At 61.2% G+C, this 16785-nt stretch carries 13 protein-coding genes and 2 pseudogenes; 3 read left to right on the top strand and 12 right to left on the bottom strand.

Translation table 11 applies throughout. The annotated features are described in order from the left end of the window. Nucleotides 1-69: 69 nt before the first annotated feature. Nucleotides 70-741, bottom strand: a complete 672-nt coding sequence (gene tenA / locus IVA95_RS35190) for a thiaminase II (protein WP_247514736.1) — start codon at nt 739-741, stop codon at nt 70-72. A 156-nt stretch (nt 742-897) separates the two neighbouring features. Here tenA and IVA95_RS39220 point away from each other — a divergent pair. After that, nucleotides 898-1020: pseudogene (locus IVA95_RS39220) on the top strand (LysR family transcriptional regulator); the annotation flags it as partial. Nucleotides 1021-1072: 52 nt separating this feature from the next. Continuing rightward, nucleotides 1073-2575, top strand: a complete 1503-nt coding sequence (locus IVA95_RS35185; protein ID WP_247514685.1) for an AMP nucleosidase — start codon at nt 1073-1075, stop codon at nt 2573-2575. Nucleotides 2576-2598: 23 nt separating this feature from the next. Here the strand turns inward: IVA95_RS35185 and upp are convergent, their stop codons facing one another. The 3 genes from upp to IVA95_RS35170 form a co-directional block, all read right to left on the bottom strand. Next, complete coding sequence (gene upp, locus IVA95_RS35180; RefSeq protein WP_247514684.1) at nt 2599-3228, bottom strand: uracil phosphoribosyltransferase; 630 nt, start codon at nt 3226-3228, stop codon at nt 2599-2601. Between the two features lie 95 nt (nt 3229-3323). Next, nucleotides 3324-4562, bottom strand: coding sequence for a URC4/urg3 family protein (locus IVA95_RS35175; RefSeq protein ID WP_346658093.1), 1239 nt, complete (start codon nt 4560-4562; stop codon nt 3324-3326). Between the two features lie 20 nt (nt 4563-4582). Beyond that, nucleotides 4583-5833, bottom strand: coding sequence for a GTP cyclohydrolase II (locus tag IVA95_RS35170; RefSeq protein WP_247514682.1), 1251 nt, complete (start codon nt 5831-5833; stop codon nt 4583-4585). A 383-nt stretch (nt 5834-6216) separates the two neighbouring features. On the opposite strand from IVA95_RS35170, the pseudogene IVA95_RS35165 reads away from it, so the two are divergent. Next, nucleotides 6217-6999, top strand: a pseudogene (locus IVA95_RS35165) (LysR substrate-binding domain-containing protein); the annotation flags it as partial. Nucleotides 7000-7134: 135 nt separating this feature from the next. On the opposite strand, the gene IVA95_RS35160 reads toward IVA95_RS35165, so the two are convergent. The 8 genes from IVA95_RS35160 to IVA95_RS35125 all read right to left on the bottom strand — a co-directional run bounded on the left by IVA95_RS35160 (nt 7135) and on the right by IVA95_RS35125 (nt 16625). Beyond that, nucleotides 7135-8592, bottom strand: coding sequence for an amidase family protein (locus IVA95_RS35160; protein WP_247514681.1), 1458 nt, complete (start codon nt 8590-8592; stop codon nt 7135-7137). A gap of 7 nt (nt 8593-8599) precedes the next feature. Then, nucleotides 8600-9403, bottom strand: a complete 804-nt coding sequence (locus IVA95_RS35155) for a xanthine dehydrogenase family protein subunit M (protein WP_247514680.1) — start codon at nt 9401-9403, stop codon at nt 8600-8602. 9 nt (nt 9404-9412) lie between these two features. Then, the gene (locus IVA95_RS35150) at nt 9413-11800 is read right to left on the bottom strand and encodes a xanthine dehydrogenase family protein molybdopterin-binding subunit (protein ID WP_247514679.1); all 2388 of its coding nucleotides are present in this window, start codon (nt 11798-11800) and stop codon (nt 9413-9415) included. A 1-nt stretch (nt 11801) separates the two neighbouring features. Next, a complete protein-coding gene (locus IVA95_RS35145; RefSeq protein WP_247514678.1) occupies nt 11802-12290 on the bottom strand; it encodes a (2Fe-2S)-binding protein in 489 nt (162 codons plus the stop codon). 26 nt (nt 12291-12316) lie between these two features. Beyond that, on the bottom strand, nt 12317-13423 hold the full coding sequence (locus IVA95_RS35140) for an ABC transporter ATP-binding protein (RefSeq protein ID WP_247514677.1): 1107 nt from the start codon (nt 13421-13423) through the stop codon (nt 12317-12319). 11 nt (nt 13424-13434) lie between these two features. Next, the gene (locus IVA95_RS35135; protein ID WP_247514735.1) at nt 13435-14295 is read right to left on the bottom strand and encodes an ABC transporter permease; all 861 of its coding nucleotides are present in this window, start codon (nt 14293-14295) and stop codon (nt 13435-13437) included. 29 nt (nt 14296-14324) lie between these two features. Beyond that, complete coding sequence (locus tag IVA95_RS35130; RefSeq protein ID WP_247514676.1) at nt 14325-15185, bottom strand: ABC transporter permease; 861 nt, start codon at nt 15183-15185, stop codon at nt 14325-14327. Nucleotides 15186-15278: 93 nt separating this feature from the next. Continuing rightward, on the bottom strand, nt 15279-16625 hold the full coding sequence (locus IVA95_RS35125; RefSeq protein ID WP_247514675.1) for an extracellular solute-binding protein: 1347 nt from the start codon (nt 16623-16625) through the stop codon (nt 15279-15281). Between the last annotated feature and the right edge of the window lie 160 nt (nt 16626-16785).

Below are 16785 nucleotides of genomic sequence, written 5' to 3'. Positions count from 1 at the left end.
CCCGTTGCATTGTAAACCGCGTTCGCGACTGCAGCTCCCGCTCCGCAAGGCGGCGCAGCTCTTCCAGTATTATGCACGCTGGCCCGCGCGCCAGCCCATTTCCCAGAAGTCCGACTCGAGACGCGTAGCTTCCTTGAAGATCGCGATCAGCTCGGCCTCGCGAGCGGGCGTGGCGTAAAGATCGGCGAGATTCTCCAAGTGAGCCCGCGCTTTCGCCGCGACGTCCTGGTATGGCGCGCCGGCATACTCGGCGATCCAAACGCGATATGGGTTCGTTGCAGCGAGCGCATTGGTCCGCGATGCAAGCCGTGTCGCAATCTCCGCGTAGCCGATCACGCAGGGAGCAAGCGCCACCTTGAGCGCCAACAGGTCGCCGCGCATTCCAGCGTCGAGTACGTAGCGCGTATAGGCCAGCATCTCGACGGCAGGCGGGGCTCGTTCGAGATCGGCGGGCGACAGGCCCCAGCCGGCGCAGAGCTTCACATGCAGGTTCATCTCGACGTCGAGGATGGCCGAGAGGCCGGCGGCCGCTTCACGCATATCGGCAAGCTTGGGCGACTTGTAGACGGCAAGCGCGTAGGCGCGGGCAAACTCGATAAGGAAAAGGTAATCCTGAACGAGGTAGTGACGAAACGCCGCTTCGGCGAGCGAACCGTCCGCCAACCCGTTCGTGAAGGAATGCTCGGTGTATGCCCGCCACTCGGCGGATGCTGCCGTCTTTAGGCGCTCGAAGAAGCTCACGATCATTCGCCAGCTTTGCTTTTCATGAATGTCTTTGGCTCGCTGCCACTGGTGCACGTGGCGAACCAGGCGGAGTTGAGCTTGATCCGTGCAAATCCAAGCTTCGGTTGCGAACACACTGCACCAGTTTCGAACTAGAAGCGACCCCATCGTCCGCCCTTTGCGCCCAAAACTCTTGCCGTGGCCTACATGATGTGGTCGGAGACCGACCCGCTGTCAGGGCTGGCCACGGCATTTCTGGACGAAGTCCGGCAAGCGAGCCTGCTTCTGGACCGGTAAGTTCCCTTACCAAGCCCTCCCCATGGCGGATTCAAGATACTACGTTACGACCATGAAGAATCACGACCATCCCCAGGCCATTGGACCAACAGCCACACCAGAGCCCTTCGTGCGGCAAAGCTTCGACGACGCACGCAAGGCGGTCGCGGCTTTGCGATCACTTTATGCCCGAAATACCCAATTCCTGCGCGATTCCTTCGCCGCGCTCGCGGCTGGCAGCGACAGTAACCGGCGATACCGGGCGTTCTATCCGGAAATCAGCGTCACCACGAGTTCATACACCCAAGTCGATTCCCGTCAGTCCTATGGCCACATGCCGACGCCTGGGCACTACTCGACCACGATCACCCAACCCGGCCTGTTCGAAACCTATCTCATCGAGCAACTCGATTTGATCATGCGCAACCATGGCGTTCCGGTCGTCGTATCGGAGTCAGAAACGCCGATCCCACTGCATTTTGCTTTTCAGGAAGGCACCTACGTTGACGGGGCCGCCGCCAAGAACATCAGGCGACCGATCCGAGACCTGTTCGACGTTCCAGATCTTGATGGAACCGACGATCAGATCGCCAATGGCACATACGAAGCAGCGGTCGGCCGGCCGAGGCCGCTGGCGCAGTTCACAGCGCAGCGCGTCGACTATTCCCTGCATCGCCTGCAGCACTACACGGCCACCAGCCCAAATCACTTTCAGAACTTCGTGCTGTTCACCAACTACCAATTCTACATCGACGAATTCTGTGCTCGCGCCAGGAACCTGATGGCGCAGGGCGATAGCGGTTACGCCGAATTCGTCGAGCCAGGCAATGTCGTTACCAGGCGCGGTGAACAGCGGCCGGACGCCGGCATCATAACGGCGCGTCTGCCACAAATGCCGGCCTATCATCTGAAGAAGCCGGATTACGCAGGCATCACCATGGTCAATATCGGTGTCGGGCCCGCGAACGCCAAAACGATCACCGATCATATCGCTGTGCTCAGGCCGCATGCGTGGCTGATGCTCGGGCACTGTGCCGGATTGCGCGACACCCAGGCGCTAGGTGACTACGTGCTGGCCCACGCTTATATGCGGGAGGATCATGTTCTCGACGACGACCTCCCGCTATGGGTGCCGCTTCCTGCGCTGGCCGAGATCCAGGTCGCGCTCGAGGAGGCCGTAGCGGAAGTGACCGGGCTGTCCGGGTATGACTTGAAGCGCGTCATGCGCACCGGCACCGTTGCCTCCATCGACAATCGAAATTGGGAATTGCGCGACCGGCGTGGTCCGATTCAGCGGCTCTCGCAGTCTCGCGCCATTGCGCTCGACATGGAATCGGCGACAATCGCCGCCAACGGATTCCGCTTCCGCGTGCCCTACGGCACCTTGCTGTGCGTGTCCGACAAGCCATTGCACGGAGAACTGAAGTTGCCCGGCATGGCCACCGAGTTCTACAAGCGGCAGGTGGCCCAGCATTTGACCATCGGCATCCGCACAATGGAGAAGTTGGCGGACATGCCGTTGGAGCGGCTGCACTCGCGCAAGCTCAGAACCTTCTCGGAAACGGCCTTCCAGTAGGCGCGCCGAGACCTATCGGGACCTTACCGCGTCCCGTAAGCGCGGTCGCCAGCATCACCGAGACCAGGCAGGATAAAGGCGTTCGCATCCAGCCCCTCATCGATACCGGCCGTCCACAACCGCACGTCGGGATGCAGGCCCCGGAAGCGCTCAATACCTTCCGGCGCGGCAAGCAGGCATACCAGCCGAATATCCTTCGCGCCGCGTTCCTTCAGCCGGTCCACCGCCGCCACCGCCGTGTTCGCCGTCGCAAGAACCGGCGACACCACGATTGCAAGCCGCTCGTGAAGATCGGACGGCGATTTGAAAAAATATTCCACTGCCACGAATGTCTGCGGTTCGCGGTAGAGCCCGATATGCGCGACGCGGGCGGTCGGAACGAGGTCCAGCATACCGTCGACAAAAGTCACTCCAGCCCGCAACACCGGCACGAAAACCAGTTTCTTACCCGCAATCTTGGCCGAGTGCATGCGTGCAAGCGGAGTCTCGACCTCCACATCGGTCAGCGGCAAGTCGCGCGTCACCTCGTAACAAAGCAGCATTCCGATCTCCTTGAGGAGCTCGCGGAAAGACTTGGTCGAAATCGTCTTGTCACGGATCAGCGTAAGCTTGTGCTGGACCAGCGGGTGACCCACGATCGTAACGCCTTCCATGCTTTTGCTCCTTGCGAGTAATCGAATCGCGTTCCATAGCATTTTTGAGCGAACCGAATACCCTGTTCGCATGAAGAAATCGCGTCGAACAGATACTAGAAAACCGTACCGTCGCTACTAACCTTGACAGGCGACGAACCGTCAGGCCGGCGTGCGAACGCCAGCGCCCTGCCCGCCGCCCAGGTGCCGCCTTCCAGAACCTTCGCCAGTGGAAGAGAGACCGCGTCAAGACCAACTCGTTGCCGTAGCAGATCCGCCAGCCGGTCCAGCAGCGCAACGGTCAGCGCCCTCCACTCGACCACAAGCGGAGACGCGACGTCATGTTCGCGTTGCACGTCCATGGGGTCGCGCAGCACCAGCACCCCGGCGTCGATGAACAATCCGCCGTTGCGGTATTCCGCGAGGCCCGTCAGGCCGTCGATATCGGTCACCTGCAGCCCCGCTCGCTGCATCGGCTCGATCAGCGAATACGATAACCACTGCGACAATTTGTGCAGCGGCACCAGCTCGCTGGTCGCATCCTCGGTCTTGAGCGCCGGATAACGCCAGCAATCCCCCAAGGAAATTCCGCCGAGCGTTATCCGCGACGGCCAGATCGGCCCCAGTTGGCGCAAAAGTTCTGACAAAATCGTCGAGGCAGCGATCGCTCCCGCGTCGGCCGTTCCTGCGAGGTGATCAAACAACCCACCCGGCCGAGCCGCGTCGTGGCGGGCGAAAATCTGCGGCGACATCGATGCTACTTGGCCGAGCCGGCGAAGAAGGCTGATGCGGCCCTCGAGGCCAACCAGCGGATTGTCGTCCGCAACCTGAAAGCCGGTCTGCAGATCGGCAACGGTCAGCCGCTCAAGCATGGCGGCATCGGCCCGCAACGGTTCGTCAGCTTTCGCTGAAAACGCACCGCGCGCAAACATATCCAAACTGGCGAGCGCCAGCCCCTCCGAACGGCCGATGCTTGCGCCTGTCAGGGGATCGCGATAGCGCCACGACGGACCTGCTCCGGCGTCGAGCAGCACGCTGATCATGGCGAGGTCAAACTCGGCGCGCGCGCGCTCTTTCCCGTCGCGCCAATTCTTGGCGTCGGCAAGCGCCGCCCAGCGATCGACGCCGACGACGACAAAATGGCGCCAGCGCGAGTGAAAGGGAATATCGAAGGTCGGATAGGCCTTCCGTGTTGTCGCAAGCACGAGATCAACCGCCTCGTCGAGCCGGCCAAGATCGACTTTGAAATGCTGAAGCTGGTCGTTCAAACCGATTTCCAGCATCCGGTGCGCGCGACTGCGCACCGCTTCCGCACTTAAGAGAGATAAGCCGTCTGCCGTCGCGTCTGCTGTCACGATCAATGGCCTGGCCCGCTCTAGTATTTTTCGAGTGGCCGACCGGAGGCGATCAGGTCCTCAGGCTGCGTGTCAGGTGAAAAATATCCCGCGGCTTTCTTGGCAGCGATTTCCACATGGGCGTCGGCGGGAATCATGTAATCGGGAATGGCAACGCGCTCGACAATGTCGATACCCTGCCCCGTGAGCGCATCATATTTCATGTCGCTCATCGAGATGAAGCGATCGATGCGCTTCAATCCCAGCCAGTGAATGACATCCGGCATCAGTTGCTGGAAACGCGCATCCTGCACCCCGGCAACGCATTCCGTTCGTTCGAAATAGGCGGATGCATCGTCGCCATCCTCCTGACGCTTGCGCGCATTATAGACCAGAAATTTCGTGACCTCGCCGAGCGCCCGGCCTTCCTTGCGGTTGTAGACGATGACGCCCAGACCACCCGATTGTCCGGCGCGCGCGCATTCCTCGATGCCCTGGATGAGATAAGGACGGCAGGTGCAGATATCAGAACCGAACACATCGGAGCCGTTGCACTCGTCATGGACGCGACAGGTGATTTTGGTCCGATGGTCCGGAAGCTTCGTGACATCGCCGAACAGATAGACGGTCGTTCCGCCGATCGGCGGAAGAAAGACTTTCAGATCCGGACGCGTGACAAGCTCGGGAAACATGCCGGCGGTCTGCTCGAACAGCGCCCGTCGCAGGCTGGTCACGCTCGTGCCGAAGCGTTGCGCAATCCCGGGCAGATGCCATACCGGGTCAATCGCTATCTTGACGACGGAGACGGAGCCGCTGGCGTGAACGAATTGGCCATCCGCTACCAACCGCTTGGCGGCCAGAGCCGCCTGAATTTCGGGCAGATCGAGACGGGCGCGCGTGATCGCGATGCTCGGCCGGATATCGATCCCCTCCGCGATTTCGGCGCGGAAGTTTTCAGCGACGAGATGCCCCCACGGATCGAGCGCGACAATGCGTTCCGGGTCGAACCATTGCTCAAACGGCCCGACGGTTGCCGCCGGATATGTGTTGGTCAGATCGGGCCGACGGATCGGATCCAGCGCGCCCGACGATACGGCAAGTGCGCGGTAGACCGCATAGGAGCCGCCATGGGTGCCAATCACGTTACGATCTTGGGGACGCGATACCGTGCCGATGATCGGACCACGTTCACGCGCGGTCGGCGCACCCCACAGGATCGGAAATTCATGTGTCGCGCCGGGCACCGGATGCGATGTCAGGCGAATATGGTCGGTACGGTTGGAATGACTCATCGTTCGGTAGTCCCAAAACGGCAACGGCCCGCCTGGATGACGGGCCTGACCGGAGAACCAATGAATTATGCGGGTCACTGACCCCTCTCGCACTATATAGGTAAATCGTGTGTACTTACAATAACTAGGAAGAAAATCCTTCCCCGGGACCGGCGTCATCGGCCGATCGGGATAGCGCTACCTGCCCGACCAATGCAAAGGTAACTCGATTTTAACGACGGTCGAGACGCCGTCGGCGAAGCAATCAACATCGCCTATTCTGCGAGCGCTTCATCACGCCACGGCCTCTCCGATTTGCTGAAAATGCCCGATTTTTCAGCGGCCGGCGTCCAGCACGAAACTTGCTTGTGAACTTCCGGCTTCAGCATCGCGATGAGGGCTCAATGAACCTGATCAGCTTGGACATACGGATGCTTCGCTCGCTCATTTCGGTAGTCGAGACTGGCAGCATCACGGAGACCGCGAGGCGATTGGGCCGCACGCAGCCGGCGATCACACTGCAGCTGCAACGTCTTGAGGAACTGACGGGAAAGGCCATTTTCATCCACGAGGGCCGGCGCCTTTTTCTCACCACCGAGGGTGAGACGGTTCTCAAATTTGCCCGGTCGATCCTAGGCCTCCACGATGAGCTCCTGTCGCAGCTCGCATCTCCGGATATCGAGGGACATGTCGTTCTCGGCACGCCCGATTTGTATGCGGCATTCATGCTGCCTTCGATCTTGAAAATCTTTCGAAAGGCATTTCCACGCGTTCAGATCCAATTGAACTGCTCGCTTTCGACCCCCTTGGTCGGATGCGTCAAACGGGGCGAAGTGGATATTGCCCTCGTGACCCGGATGAACGATTTCACCGGCGGCCAGGTCGTCAGGCAGGAACAGTTGATTTGGATGACGGGCGAGCAATCTACCGCGCATAACGAATCGCCCATTCCGCTGGCGCTATTACCTCCCGGCAATATCTATCGCGACCATGCCATCGAACGGCTGGAAGCCGCGCGCTTGCGATGGCGCATCGCCTGCATCAGCGACAGCGTTGGCGGACTGCAGGCGGCGGCCTTCGCCGGGATCGCGGTCACGGTGCTCGGTCGCAGCGCGCTGGTCCGCAACATGCGGGAGCTCGGTCCCAAGGAAGGCTTGCCTCCGCTTCCGAAGGTCGATCTGCTGCTCTACAAATCGCCGGGCACAACATCCAAAGCCGCCGGGGCCTTGCATGAATACCTCGCGCACTATCTCAATCTCGAAGACGAATTGCTGCTCGCAACAGAATTGCCGTTAACGCCGGATGTCGAAGCGCGCACGGTTTCAGGACAAGGGAGGCCGAAACTGGACCCAGGGCCTCGCCCGCTCGAACGCGGCGGCGATCCGCAAGATCAAATCCTCGTCCAGCCAAGGGGCGACAATTTGAAGCCCGATCGGCAACCCGCTGTCGTCAAATCCGCAGGGAATAGTCGCAGCCGGCAGTCCCGTCAGGTTTATCGGCCACGAGAACGGCGACCAACCTAAATGGCGGTCGACGGCGCAGCCAGCAATCTGATCAACGCCTAGTTTGCCCGCATGAAATGCCGTGACTGCTACCGTGGGCGTGACGAGAGCGTCGACCTTTCCAAACAGCTCCAGAAACGACGCCCGCAAGCCCGCCCGCCGGTAACTTGCCTCGACGTAGTCAGTGCCGCTATAGCTGCGGCCTTTCGCGATGACCTCGCGATAATCTTCGTCGGAAGCCGACAGGGCAATGAAATCGCGATTGGCCACAGCCGCCGCCTGTTCCGTATAGGCGATCGGCTTCAGAATTCGCTCCAGCATGTCAGGTGCAAATCTCGCGCAGTCCGGCATAATTTCGGCGCCGAGTGTCGCCAGCGTCGCGCTGGCAGCTTCGAATGCGTCACGTACTTGCGGATCCACGGCGGCATAGCCGAAATCGACGCTGGTCCCGATTTTCAGACCGTCGAGGCGATCAGGCGCTACCGTGAACCGGCGGGAGGCCACTGGCAGGCTCGCCGCGTCGCGAAGGTCGTGGGCCGCAATCACCTCCAGCAACAGGGCAGCATCGGCGACTGTCCGCGCGATCGGCCCGGTATGGGCCAGCGAGGCCCATGATGGCGGCGAAAATCCGGGCGACCGCGGCACCAGTCCGAAGGTCGGTTTCAAGCCGACCACGCCGCAGAAGGAAGATGGTACGCGGATCGATCCCACGCCGTCGGTGCCTATCGCTAACGGGCCGCACCCGGCAGCGACGGCAGCCGCGGCACCGCCACTTGACCCCCCGCTCGTTCGAGTCTTGTTCCAGGGGTTGCGGGTGATGCCCGATACCGGACTATCCGCCGTTAGCTTGTAGCCGGACTCACATGTCGTGGTCTTGCAGGTGACGATGGCTCCTTCAGCCTCCAAAGCGGCCACGACCGCAGCATTGGCATCCGGTATGAATCCCCTGTTGCAGGGAGCGCCGCCAAGCGCCGGCACGCCTGCCACGAATACCAGATCCTTGATGGTGACCGGCACGCCGGCAAGCCGACCCTGAGGTTGCCCTGCCCGCCAGGCTTCCGTCGCCCGATCCGCGGCGGCGCGCGCCTGTTCATAGGTGGGCGTAACCACGACATTGCACACCGCATCCGTTATCTCCAACGCGGAGATGACGTCTTCGACAACCTCCCGCGGCGTAAAGCGCCCGCACCTGTAGCCCTCCAGCAAATCGGTAGCGGAGAGTTTGGCCAGATCGCGAACTCCCGCGGCTGGCGCCGTTCGAGCGCTGCTTGATTCCACTGCGTCCTCACAAGCCCTGGATGGCGGCCGCAACGGCCTTCTTCGCCATGACGGTAACCAGATGCGCGCGGTACTCGGCGTCGGCGTGGATGTCGGAGTTCAAGCCTGCGGCATTGATCTTGATCGAGGCTACCGCGCCAGGCTCAAATCGAGCTTCGAGTGCGCTCTCCATGGCCGACACGCGAAAGACGCAAGGCCCCGCCCCGGTTACGGCGACGCGGACTCGGCCGTCGGCCTTCGCGACGCAGACCCCCACCATGGCATAGCGGGATGCCGGCGACTTGAATTTTGCGTACCCGGCCGCGGGCGGAATCGGAAAACGTATCGAAGTGATGATCTCATTTGTCTCAAGCGAAGTTTCAAACATCCCCGTGAAGAACGCACCCGCCGGCAGCTCACGCTGGTTGGTCACAACGGTCGCATCGAGCGCCAGTACCGCCGCCGGATAATCCGCGGACGGATCGTTGTTGGCGACCGAACCGCCGATCGTGCCGCGATTGCGCACAGCGGGATCACCGATGCCGGCGGCAAGATGCGCCAGCATCGGGACTTTGCTCCGGACGACCTCGGATGTGGCAACGGTGACATGCCGGACCATCGCGCCGATCACCAACGCGTCTCCGTCGACGGCAATCGTGGATAGTTGCGGAATTTTCCCCAGATCGATCAGCGCCGCGGGCTCCGCGAGGCCTTGCTTGATGGTCGGCAGCAGTGTCATGCCGCCGGCAAGCAGCTTGCTCTCGGAGACGTCGTTCAGCAATGCGAACGCATCCGGCACGGTTTCCGGACTGTGAAATTCGAATGACTTCATTTCACTCTCCTATTCTGCGGCCAGCGGCATTGCTGCATTTTGAATGATGCGCCAGATCCGATTCGGGGTCGCAGGCATGTCGACGTGATGAACGCCGAGATGCGAGAGCGCATCGACGACGGCGTTGATGACTGCAGCGGGCGATCCGATGGTGCCGACCTCGCCGCAACCCTTCACGCCCATGGGCGTGTGCGTGCAGAGCGTGGAATGGGTCTCGACCCTCATATTGGGAAGATGGTCGGCGCGCGGCATGCAATAGTCCATGAACGAGCCGGACAGGAGTTGACCCGAGACCTCGTCATAGACGGCGTTCTCGAACAGCGCCTGGCCGACGCCCTGAACGATACCGCCGTGCAACTGCCCCGCGACGATCATCGGATTGATCACAGTGCCGACATCGTCGACAGCGGTGTACTTCTCCAGGGTCACAGTGCCAGTTTCCGGGTCGATCTCGACCTCGGCAATGTGGCATCCGCCGGGATAGGTGAAGTTGACCGGATCGTAATAGGCCTGCTCCTCCAGGCCCGGCTCCAGAACCTCCAACGGATAATCATGCGGCACGTAGGCGGCGCCGGCGATTTCCGCGAACGACTTGCTGCGATCGGTACCGGCAACGGAAAAAACTCCGGCCTCAAACTGGATGTCGTGCTCGCCCGCCTCAAGCAGATGTGCGGCAATCTTCTTGCCCTTCACGATCACCTTGTCGCTGGCCTTCGAGAGCGCAGCCCCGCCGACCACGAGCGAGCGCGAGCCATAGGTGCCCATACCGAACTGCACCCGGTCGGTATCGCCAAAGACAATATCGACGCTGTCGAAGGGCACACCGAGCTTGTCTGACACGATCTGGGCGAATGTCGTCTCGTGGCCCTGGCCGTGATTGTGAGTGCCGATCAGCACGGTGACTTGTCCGGTCGGATGGACGCGAACCGTGGCGCTTTCATAGAGCCCGCCACGGGCGCCCAGGCGTCCGGCAAAGCGCGATGGCGCCAGACCGCAGGCTTCGACATAGGTGGAATAGCCGAGCCCTCGGAATCTTCCGGCCCGTTCGGAGGCAGCCTTGCGTGCGCTGAAGCCCGCGGCGTCAGCCGCGGTCAAGGCGCCCTCGAGGCAACCAAGCGGATCGCCCGAATCGTATTCCACCAGCACCGGCGTCTGGTAGGGATACGCGTCCCTTGCGATCATGTTGCGCCGCCGCAGTTCGACCCGGTCGATCTTCATTTCGGCTGCCGCGACGTCAACGATCCGCTCAAGCACAAAGGTTGCTTCCGGCCGCCCGGCGCCACGATAGGCATCAACCGGGACGGTGTTGGTGAAGACCACCTTGACGTTGCAGTAAATCGCCGGCGTGGTGTAGACGCCACTGAGCAATGGCCCGTATAGATTTGTCGGAATGTTGGGTCCAAAGGTCGACAGATAACCACCCATATTGGCCAGCGTGGTCACCTTGAAGGCCAGAAACTTTCCGTTTTCGTCGAGCGCCAGCTCGGCTTCCGTCACGTGATCGCGGCCATGGCGATCCGAGACAAACCCTTCCGACCGGTCGGCTACCCATTTGATCGGCCGCTCCACCTTCTTGGCAGCCCAGGTGATGACCGCTTCCTCGCCATAGTGGAACTGCTTGACGCCAAAGCCACCGCCGACATCAGGCGCCACGACCCGCACTTTCTGCTCCGGCAGCTTGAGCACCAGTGCCGCCATCAGGAAACGCACCACGTGAGGAAACTGGCTCGTCGTCCAAAGCGTGTAGTGATCCCTGCCCCTGTCATATTCGGCGATCGCCGCCCGCGGCTCCATTGGATTGCCGATCAGCCGATTGTTGACGAGGCTGAGACGGGCAACATGCGCCGCTTTCCGGAAAGCCGCGGTGATAGCGGCCTTGTCGCCCAGTTCCCAATCGCAGCACAGATTGTTCGGCACGTCGTCGAACAGTAGCGGCGCATCGGCGCGAACGGCTTCGAGTACGCCGACCACAGCGGGCAGAACCTCGTAATCGACGGCCAGCAGTTCGGCCGCAGCCCGCGCTTCCTTCAGCGTATCCGCGACGACAAAGGCCACCATGTCGCCGACGAAACGCACTTTGCCCTGCGCCAGCATCGGAAACGGCGGCTCCTTCATCGGAAGCCCGTCAGTACCGTGAATGCCCCAGCCGCACGGCAACGACCCCAGGCCGTCAGCCGCGACATCCTCGCCGGTCAAGATGGCCTGGACGCCCGGCAACGCGAGCGCTGTGGTCTTGTCGATGCCGCGAATAACAGCATGCGCATGCGGCGAGCGAACAAATACGCCGAATGCCATGTCCGGCCGCTTCATGTCGGCGACGTAACTGCCGCGTCCGGTCAGAAAGCGGAAGTCTTCCTTGCGACGCGGCGCCTTGCCAATTCCGATGATGTTCGACATATCACTCTCCGATGGCAGGCGCATTCATGGCGGCCGCACCGGCTATGACCGATGCGACGATGTTCTGATATCCAGTGCAGCGGCACAGGTTTCCTTCCAAGCCGTGGCGCACTTCTGCTTCGGTCGGCGCCGGATTTCTTGTCGCCAAGGCGACCGCCGTCATCACCATTCCGGGCGTGCAGAAGCCACATTGCAGGCCGTGGTTCTCGTGAAAGGCCTCCTGCATCGGATGCAGCCGGTTCGAACCCGATGTTGCAGACAATCCCTCGATCGTCATCAACGCAGCGCCGTCGAGACTCGGCGCGAGCAACGTGCAGCTCTTCACCGCATCTCCATTGAGCAGCACGGTGCAGGCGCCGCACTGGCTGGTGTCGCATCCGACATGCGTACCGGTCAGATTCAGCGTCTCGCGAAGCAACTCGGAGACCAGCGTCGCGGGCTCGACGTCCACCTTGCGTGACCGGCCGTTGAGCATGAAATTGATGACCATCGTGACCTCCAGGGCTGTGGGAGATTTCAGGCAAGAACGCGGGCGCGTCCCGCCGACCAGGTGGCCAGCAGAACGTCGCCGACATTGAACGGGTCCCGGAAGAACGTTCGTTCCGGGACGTAGGCGATGAATTCTTCGTCGGGGATCGTATCCAGCATCACCTTGACGAAGGAGCCCTGATACTCGATCGCCAGCACGCGGCTGGGCAGCGCCGTCGCGCCGCAGCCGGGTTCGCCCGAGGTTGCCCGCATCAGCTCGATGTCGTCGCGCCGTACCGCCAGATCGATCCGGTCGCCGATGCCGATCTGCCGATCTGCCTGCACGCCGACATGAATGCCGGTGCGGTGGGGGTGCGATATCACAAGATGATCCGAGCCGACCTGCTCAACCCTGCCGGACAACACGTTCTGGCCGCCGAGAAACTCCGCCACGTAGCGGTCGTGCGGATAAGCGTAGACATCGCGGGCGGCGCCAGATTGCTTGATCTTGCCCTTCTCCATCACGACAACGACGTCCGCCAGTGCGATAGCCTCGAGCTGGGTGTGCGTGACGTGGACGAAGGTGATGCCGAGCTCGCGCTGCATCCGCCGCAGTTCCTGGCGCATCTGCACGCGTAACTGCTCGTCCAGCGCCGAGAGCGGCTCATCCAGCAACAGCACCCGCGGCTCCGTGATCGCCGCGCGCGCCAGCGCCACGCGCTGCTGCTGGCCACCAGACAAATTTGCCGGCAAGCGGTCGGCCAGTTCGGTCAGTCGGACCTTCTCCATCATCAGGTCGACGGCCTTGTAGCGCTCCACCCTGGACTGGCCGCGCACGCGCAGCGCAAACGCGATATTGTCTCGGACGGTCAAGTGCGGAAACAGGGCGTAAGACTGAAACATCATGGCTGTGCGGCGCTCGACTGGCGCGAGGCCGAGCACGTTCTCGCCACCGATCACAATCTCGCCCGCGGTCGGGTCTTCATGCCCCGCGATCATCCGCAAAATCGTGGTCTTGCCGCAGCCAGATGGCCCCAGGAAACAGCAATAGGCGCCATCCGGTATCTTCAGATTGACGCCATCGACTACATTCGTAGCGCCATCGTAGCTCTTGCAGAGACCTGCCAGTTCGATATTTCCGTGGCCGGGACGCATGCGTGAGCTCCTCAATGACTTGCTGGACCGGTGCCGCGGCGCCGGTTGATCAGGACGATGGCGCCGATACTGACACCGATCGCCACAAAGGAGACGATGGTGGTAACCGTGCCCAGCGCATACAGCGAGGGCGACGTCACGTTGAGCGTCATGCTCCAGATCTCGAGCGGCAGCGTATTGAGCGATCCGGCGGTCTGCAGCGAGCGGGCGAACTCGTCGTAAGAGAGCGTGAAACCGAACAAGGCGACGGCGACGAGGCCCGGCGCGAGGATCGGAATCACAACGAGCCTGATGGTCTGCCAGCGGCTGGCCCCGAGGTCGCGCGCGGCTTCTTCCCAGGCCCCATTGAAGCGGGACATGACCGCGAACATCACGAGCACGCCGAACGGCAGTGTCCAGGATAGCTGCGCGCCGAGCGCCGAGGTGTACCAGCTCGCGTTGATGCCCAGCCATTGGAACAGCAAGCCGATTCCGATGCCGAGCACGAGGCCGGGCGCGACCAGGCTGCCGATCATCAGGTAGAACACGAATGTGTCTCCGAAGAACCGGCGGCGGAAGGCCAGTCCCGCCATGAACGAGACCACCAGCGTGACGATGGTGACGAGCGCGGCAAGCTTGATCGACCGGTCGAATGAGCCCTTGACGTCGCCGGTGCGGACCTGGGTGAAAAGATCGACAAACCAGTGCAACGAGTGCCCCTTCATCGGGAACACGAGACCGCCACGAACATCCTGGAACGAAAGAATGTAGATGCAGATCATCGGCCCGTAGAGCGCGGCCACGTACAGCGTGAAGACGACTGCCAGTACATAGAACGTCCAAGGGCGGCGGTCGCTTCGCGGAGCCGCGGCATGGCGGCGGGATTTCACCATCGGGACGTCGAGCCTTTCGAGGACAGTCGTCATTGCGTGATTTCCCGGCGGATATCGACGGTGCGTAGAATGAGGGAAATGGCGACGATGAGGACGACCGTCAGCAGCACAGCGCTTGCAGCGGCAATCGGGTATTGCAGCACGCCGACATTTTCATAGAACGCACTGACGACCGAGGCCGAGCCGCCGCCCGACATCACCTTGACGACGAAAAAGTCTCCCATCACGATCGATACGACGAAGATCGATCCGAGCGCGATGCCGCTCTTCGACATCGGGATGATGATCAGGCGCATGATATCGAGGCGGCTTGCACCGGAATCGACCGCGGCCTCGACCACCCGCTTATCGATGCGGGCCATCGAATTGAAGATCGGGACGACCATGAAGATGGTCAATTGGTGGACATAGGCGATGACCACCGCGAGGCCGGAATACAGCAGCACTTCAAGTGGCTCGCGGATAAGGCCCGTTCCGAGCAACGCCGAATTGACCAGTCCCTCCTTCCCGAGCAACGGGATCCAGGAGATCATCCGAATGATGTTGGAGGTCCAGAACGGCACCGTGCAGATCAGAAACAGGCTGATCGCCAGCAACTGGTTCTTGACGTGAAACACCAGGAAATGGGCAACGAGAAAGCCGATGATGAGCGTGAAGAACCATGTCAACACGGTGAACTTCAGCGTCGCCAGATAGAGATGGAAGGTCTGCGCCGAAGTTAGCACATCGACGTAGTTTGCTAGCGTAAAGGTTGCGATCAGGCCACCGAAGCCGTCGGTCTCAAGAACGCTCGCGACAAGCACCACGAGAATCGGGATCAGAAAGAACGGCACGATCACCAGCATCAGCGGCGTAACGTATAGCCATGAAACCCAATTTTGCCGCGACATCGCGTGTAGCCTGCCCCGATCTTGTCCGATGCTTCGGAGTTATGCATTCAGTGTGCCAACGCGGGTTAGCGCATCGGCACATCCGCTTTCGGATCAGGCCACCTTGAAGTCATTCCACCGCTTGTTCATGTAAGCGGCTTCGTCCATCAGGGTATTCCAGCAGGAGATGTTCTTGACGCGATCCAGGAACGACCCGCCGTCCCGCTTGGTGCCGGCCTTTTCCATCGGCACGCCGTAGGGATCGTTGATGACGGATGGCGCCGGCTTGCCGTCGTACCAGAAGTCCCACTCGGCCGCGGTCAGGAACTTCTTTGCTGTCGACGGCACCGGGCTGTAATAGCCGTAGCGTCCGACGAAGCCACCCTGCCAGCCCGAAAGGTACCAGTTGAGATACTCATAGGCGGCGTCGAGCTTCTTGCCTGACAGATGCTTCATCAAGCCCATGCCATTGCACCAGCCGCGATAGCCTTCCTTGCCATTCTTGACGTTGACCGGCGCATAGACGCATGGAATTTCCTTGACCCGCACCGCGGCGACCGCCGGCGACCACATCGACTGGATCACCACCTCGCCGGCTGCCATGAGCTGGACCGACTGATCGAAGGTGGTCCACGTTGCGCGGAACTGTCCGGCCTTCTTCAACTCGATCAGCTTTTCGCAGGTGAAGTCGATCTCCTGCTTGGTCATGTTTCCCTTGTTGCCGTATTTGATCAGACCGGCGCTTTCGAAACACAGGGCCGCATCCATGATGCCGATGGCGGGAACGTCGAGGATCGCGGCTTTGCCCTTGAATTTCGGGTCGATCAAATCCTTCCACTCGGTGACCTCGTGCCCGACGAGATCCGGACGGTAACCGATCGAATCGGCATTGTAGACCTGAGGCAGGAAGGTCGCCCATTCCGTGACACCGTCATGCAGCTCGGTCGCGTTCGGCTTGGCGATATACATCGCCTCATAGGGCGAAATGCCCTGCCGCGGGATCTTGTGGCCGTCGATCTCTCCCTTGGTGAAGATCGGCAGAATATTATCGAATTCCTTGATCTTCTTGACTTCGATGCCCTGGATCACCGAACGCTTCGCCGCCAGCTTGGCTTGCCATCCCTCGAGGTCGGCGATGTCGACGGAGTCAGGCTGGCTGATGAAGCGGTTGATCGAGGCTGACGTATCCAGGTTCTGCATCGTCACCTTGAAGCCGAGGTCCTTGGCGGCTTGGTCGCCGATCGCCTTGACCACCGAATAGGACACGCCGACATGGCGCAGTTCGATGTCCTTGATTTCCTGCGCCCAGATCGTTGGAAAGCCGCGGACGGCATCGGAGCCGATCGCGGCCCCCGCTACAGCGGCGCTCGCCTTGAGAAGAGAGCGCCTTGACAAGCCCTTCTTCCCTGTCGAGCGCTTCGCCGAAGATGGCTTGCAATCCGCCTTGTCAGCTTCAGACATGATAATCTCCGCCCCGTGTTGATGAACCAGCGTCTGCGTCCGACCGCTTCACTTGCGCAAGCCGCGTCGATGCGTGCAGGTAACGGCAGAGAATTCAGCTTGTAAAATTGGAAGTAACAATGCGCGGCATAAGTCGCGCTAATGAATCTGCGCCTGGACG

The sequence above is a fragment of the Bradyrhizobium sp. 157 genome (genome assembly GCF_023073815.1).
Classification (GTDB): Bacteria; Pseudomonadota; Alphaproteobacteria; order Rhizobiales; family Xanthobacteraceae; genus Bradyrhizobium.
Note: the sequence above shows the minus strand (reverse complement) of the source record. Positions and strands in the feature narration are given on the sequence as shown.

What these genes read in the sequence shown, in the direction of transcription:
- IVA95_RS35140 (WP_247514677.1), bottom strand. Translation starts at nt 13,423, where the DNA reads ATGCGTCCCGGCCACGGAAATATCGAACTGGCAGGTCTCTGCAAGAGC.
- IVA95_RS35145 (WP_247514678.1), bottom strand. Translation starts at nt 12,290, where the DNA reads ATGGTCATCAATTTCATGCTCAACGGCCGGTCACGCAAGGTGGACGTC.
- IVA95_RS35185 (WP_247514685.1), top strand. Translation starts at nt 1,073, where the DNA reads ATGAAGAATCACGACCATCCCCAGGCCATTGGACCAACAGCCACACCA.
- IVA95_RS35170 (WP_247514682.1), bottom strand. Translation starts at nt 5,833, where the DNA reads ATGAGTCATTCCAACCGTACCGACCATATTCGCCTGACATCGCATCCG.
- IVA95_RS35130 (WP_247514676.1), bottom strand. Translation starts at nt 15,185, where the DNA reads ATGTCGCGGCAAAATTGGGTTTCATGGCTATACGTTACGCCGCTGATG.
- IVA95_RS35155 (WP_247514680.1), bottom strand. Translation starts at nt 9,403, where the DNA reads ATGAAGTCATTCGAATTTCACAGTCCGGAAACCGTGCCGGATGCGTTC.
- IVA95_RS35150 (WP_247514679.1), bottom strand. Translation starts at nt 11,800, where the DNA reads ATGTCGAACATCATCGGAATTGGCAAGGCGCCGCGTCGCAAGGAAGAC.
- IVA95_RS35135 (WP_247514735.1), bottom strand. Translation starts at nt 14,295, where the DNA reads ATGGTGAAATCCCGCCGCCATGCCGCGGCTCCGCGAAGCGACCGCCGC.
- IVA95_RS35125 (WP_247514675.1), bottom strand. Translation starts at nt 16,625, where the DNA reads ATGTCTGAAGCTGACAAGGCGGATTGCAAGCCATCTTCGGCGAAGCGC.
- upp (WP_247514684.1), bottom strand. Translation starts at nt 3,228, where the DNA reads ATGGAAGGCGTTACGATCGTGGGTCACCCGCTGGTCCAGCACAAGCTT.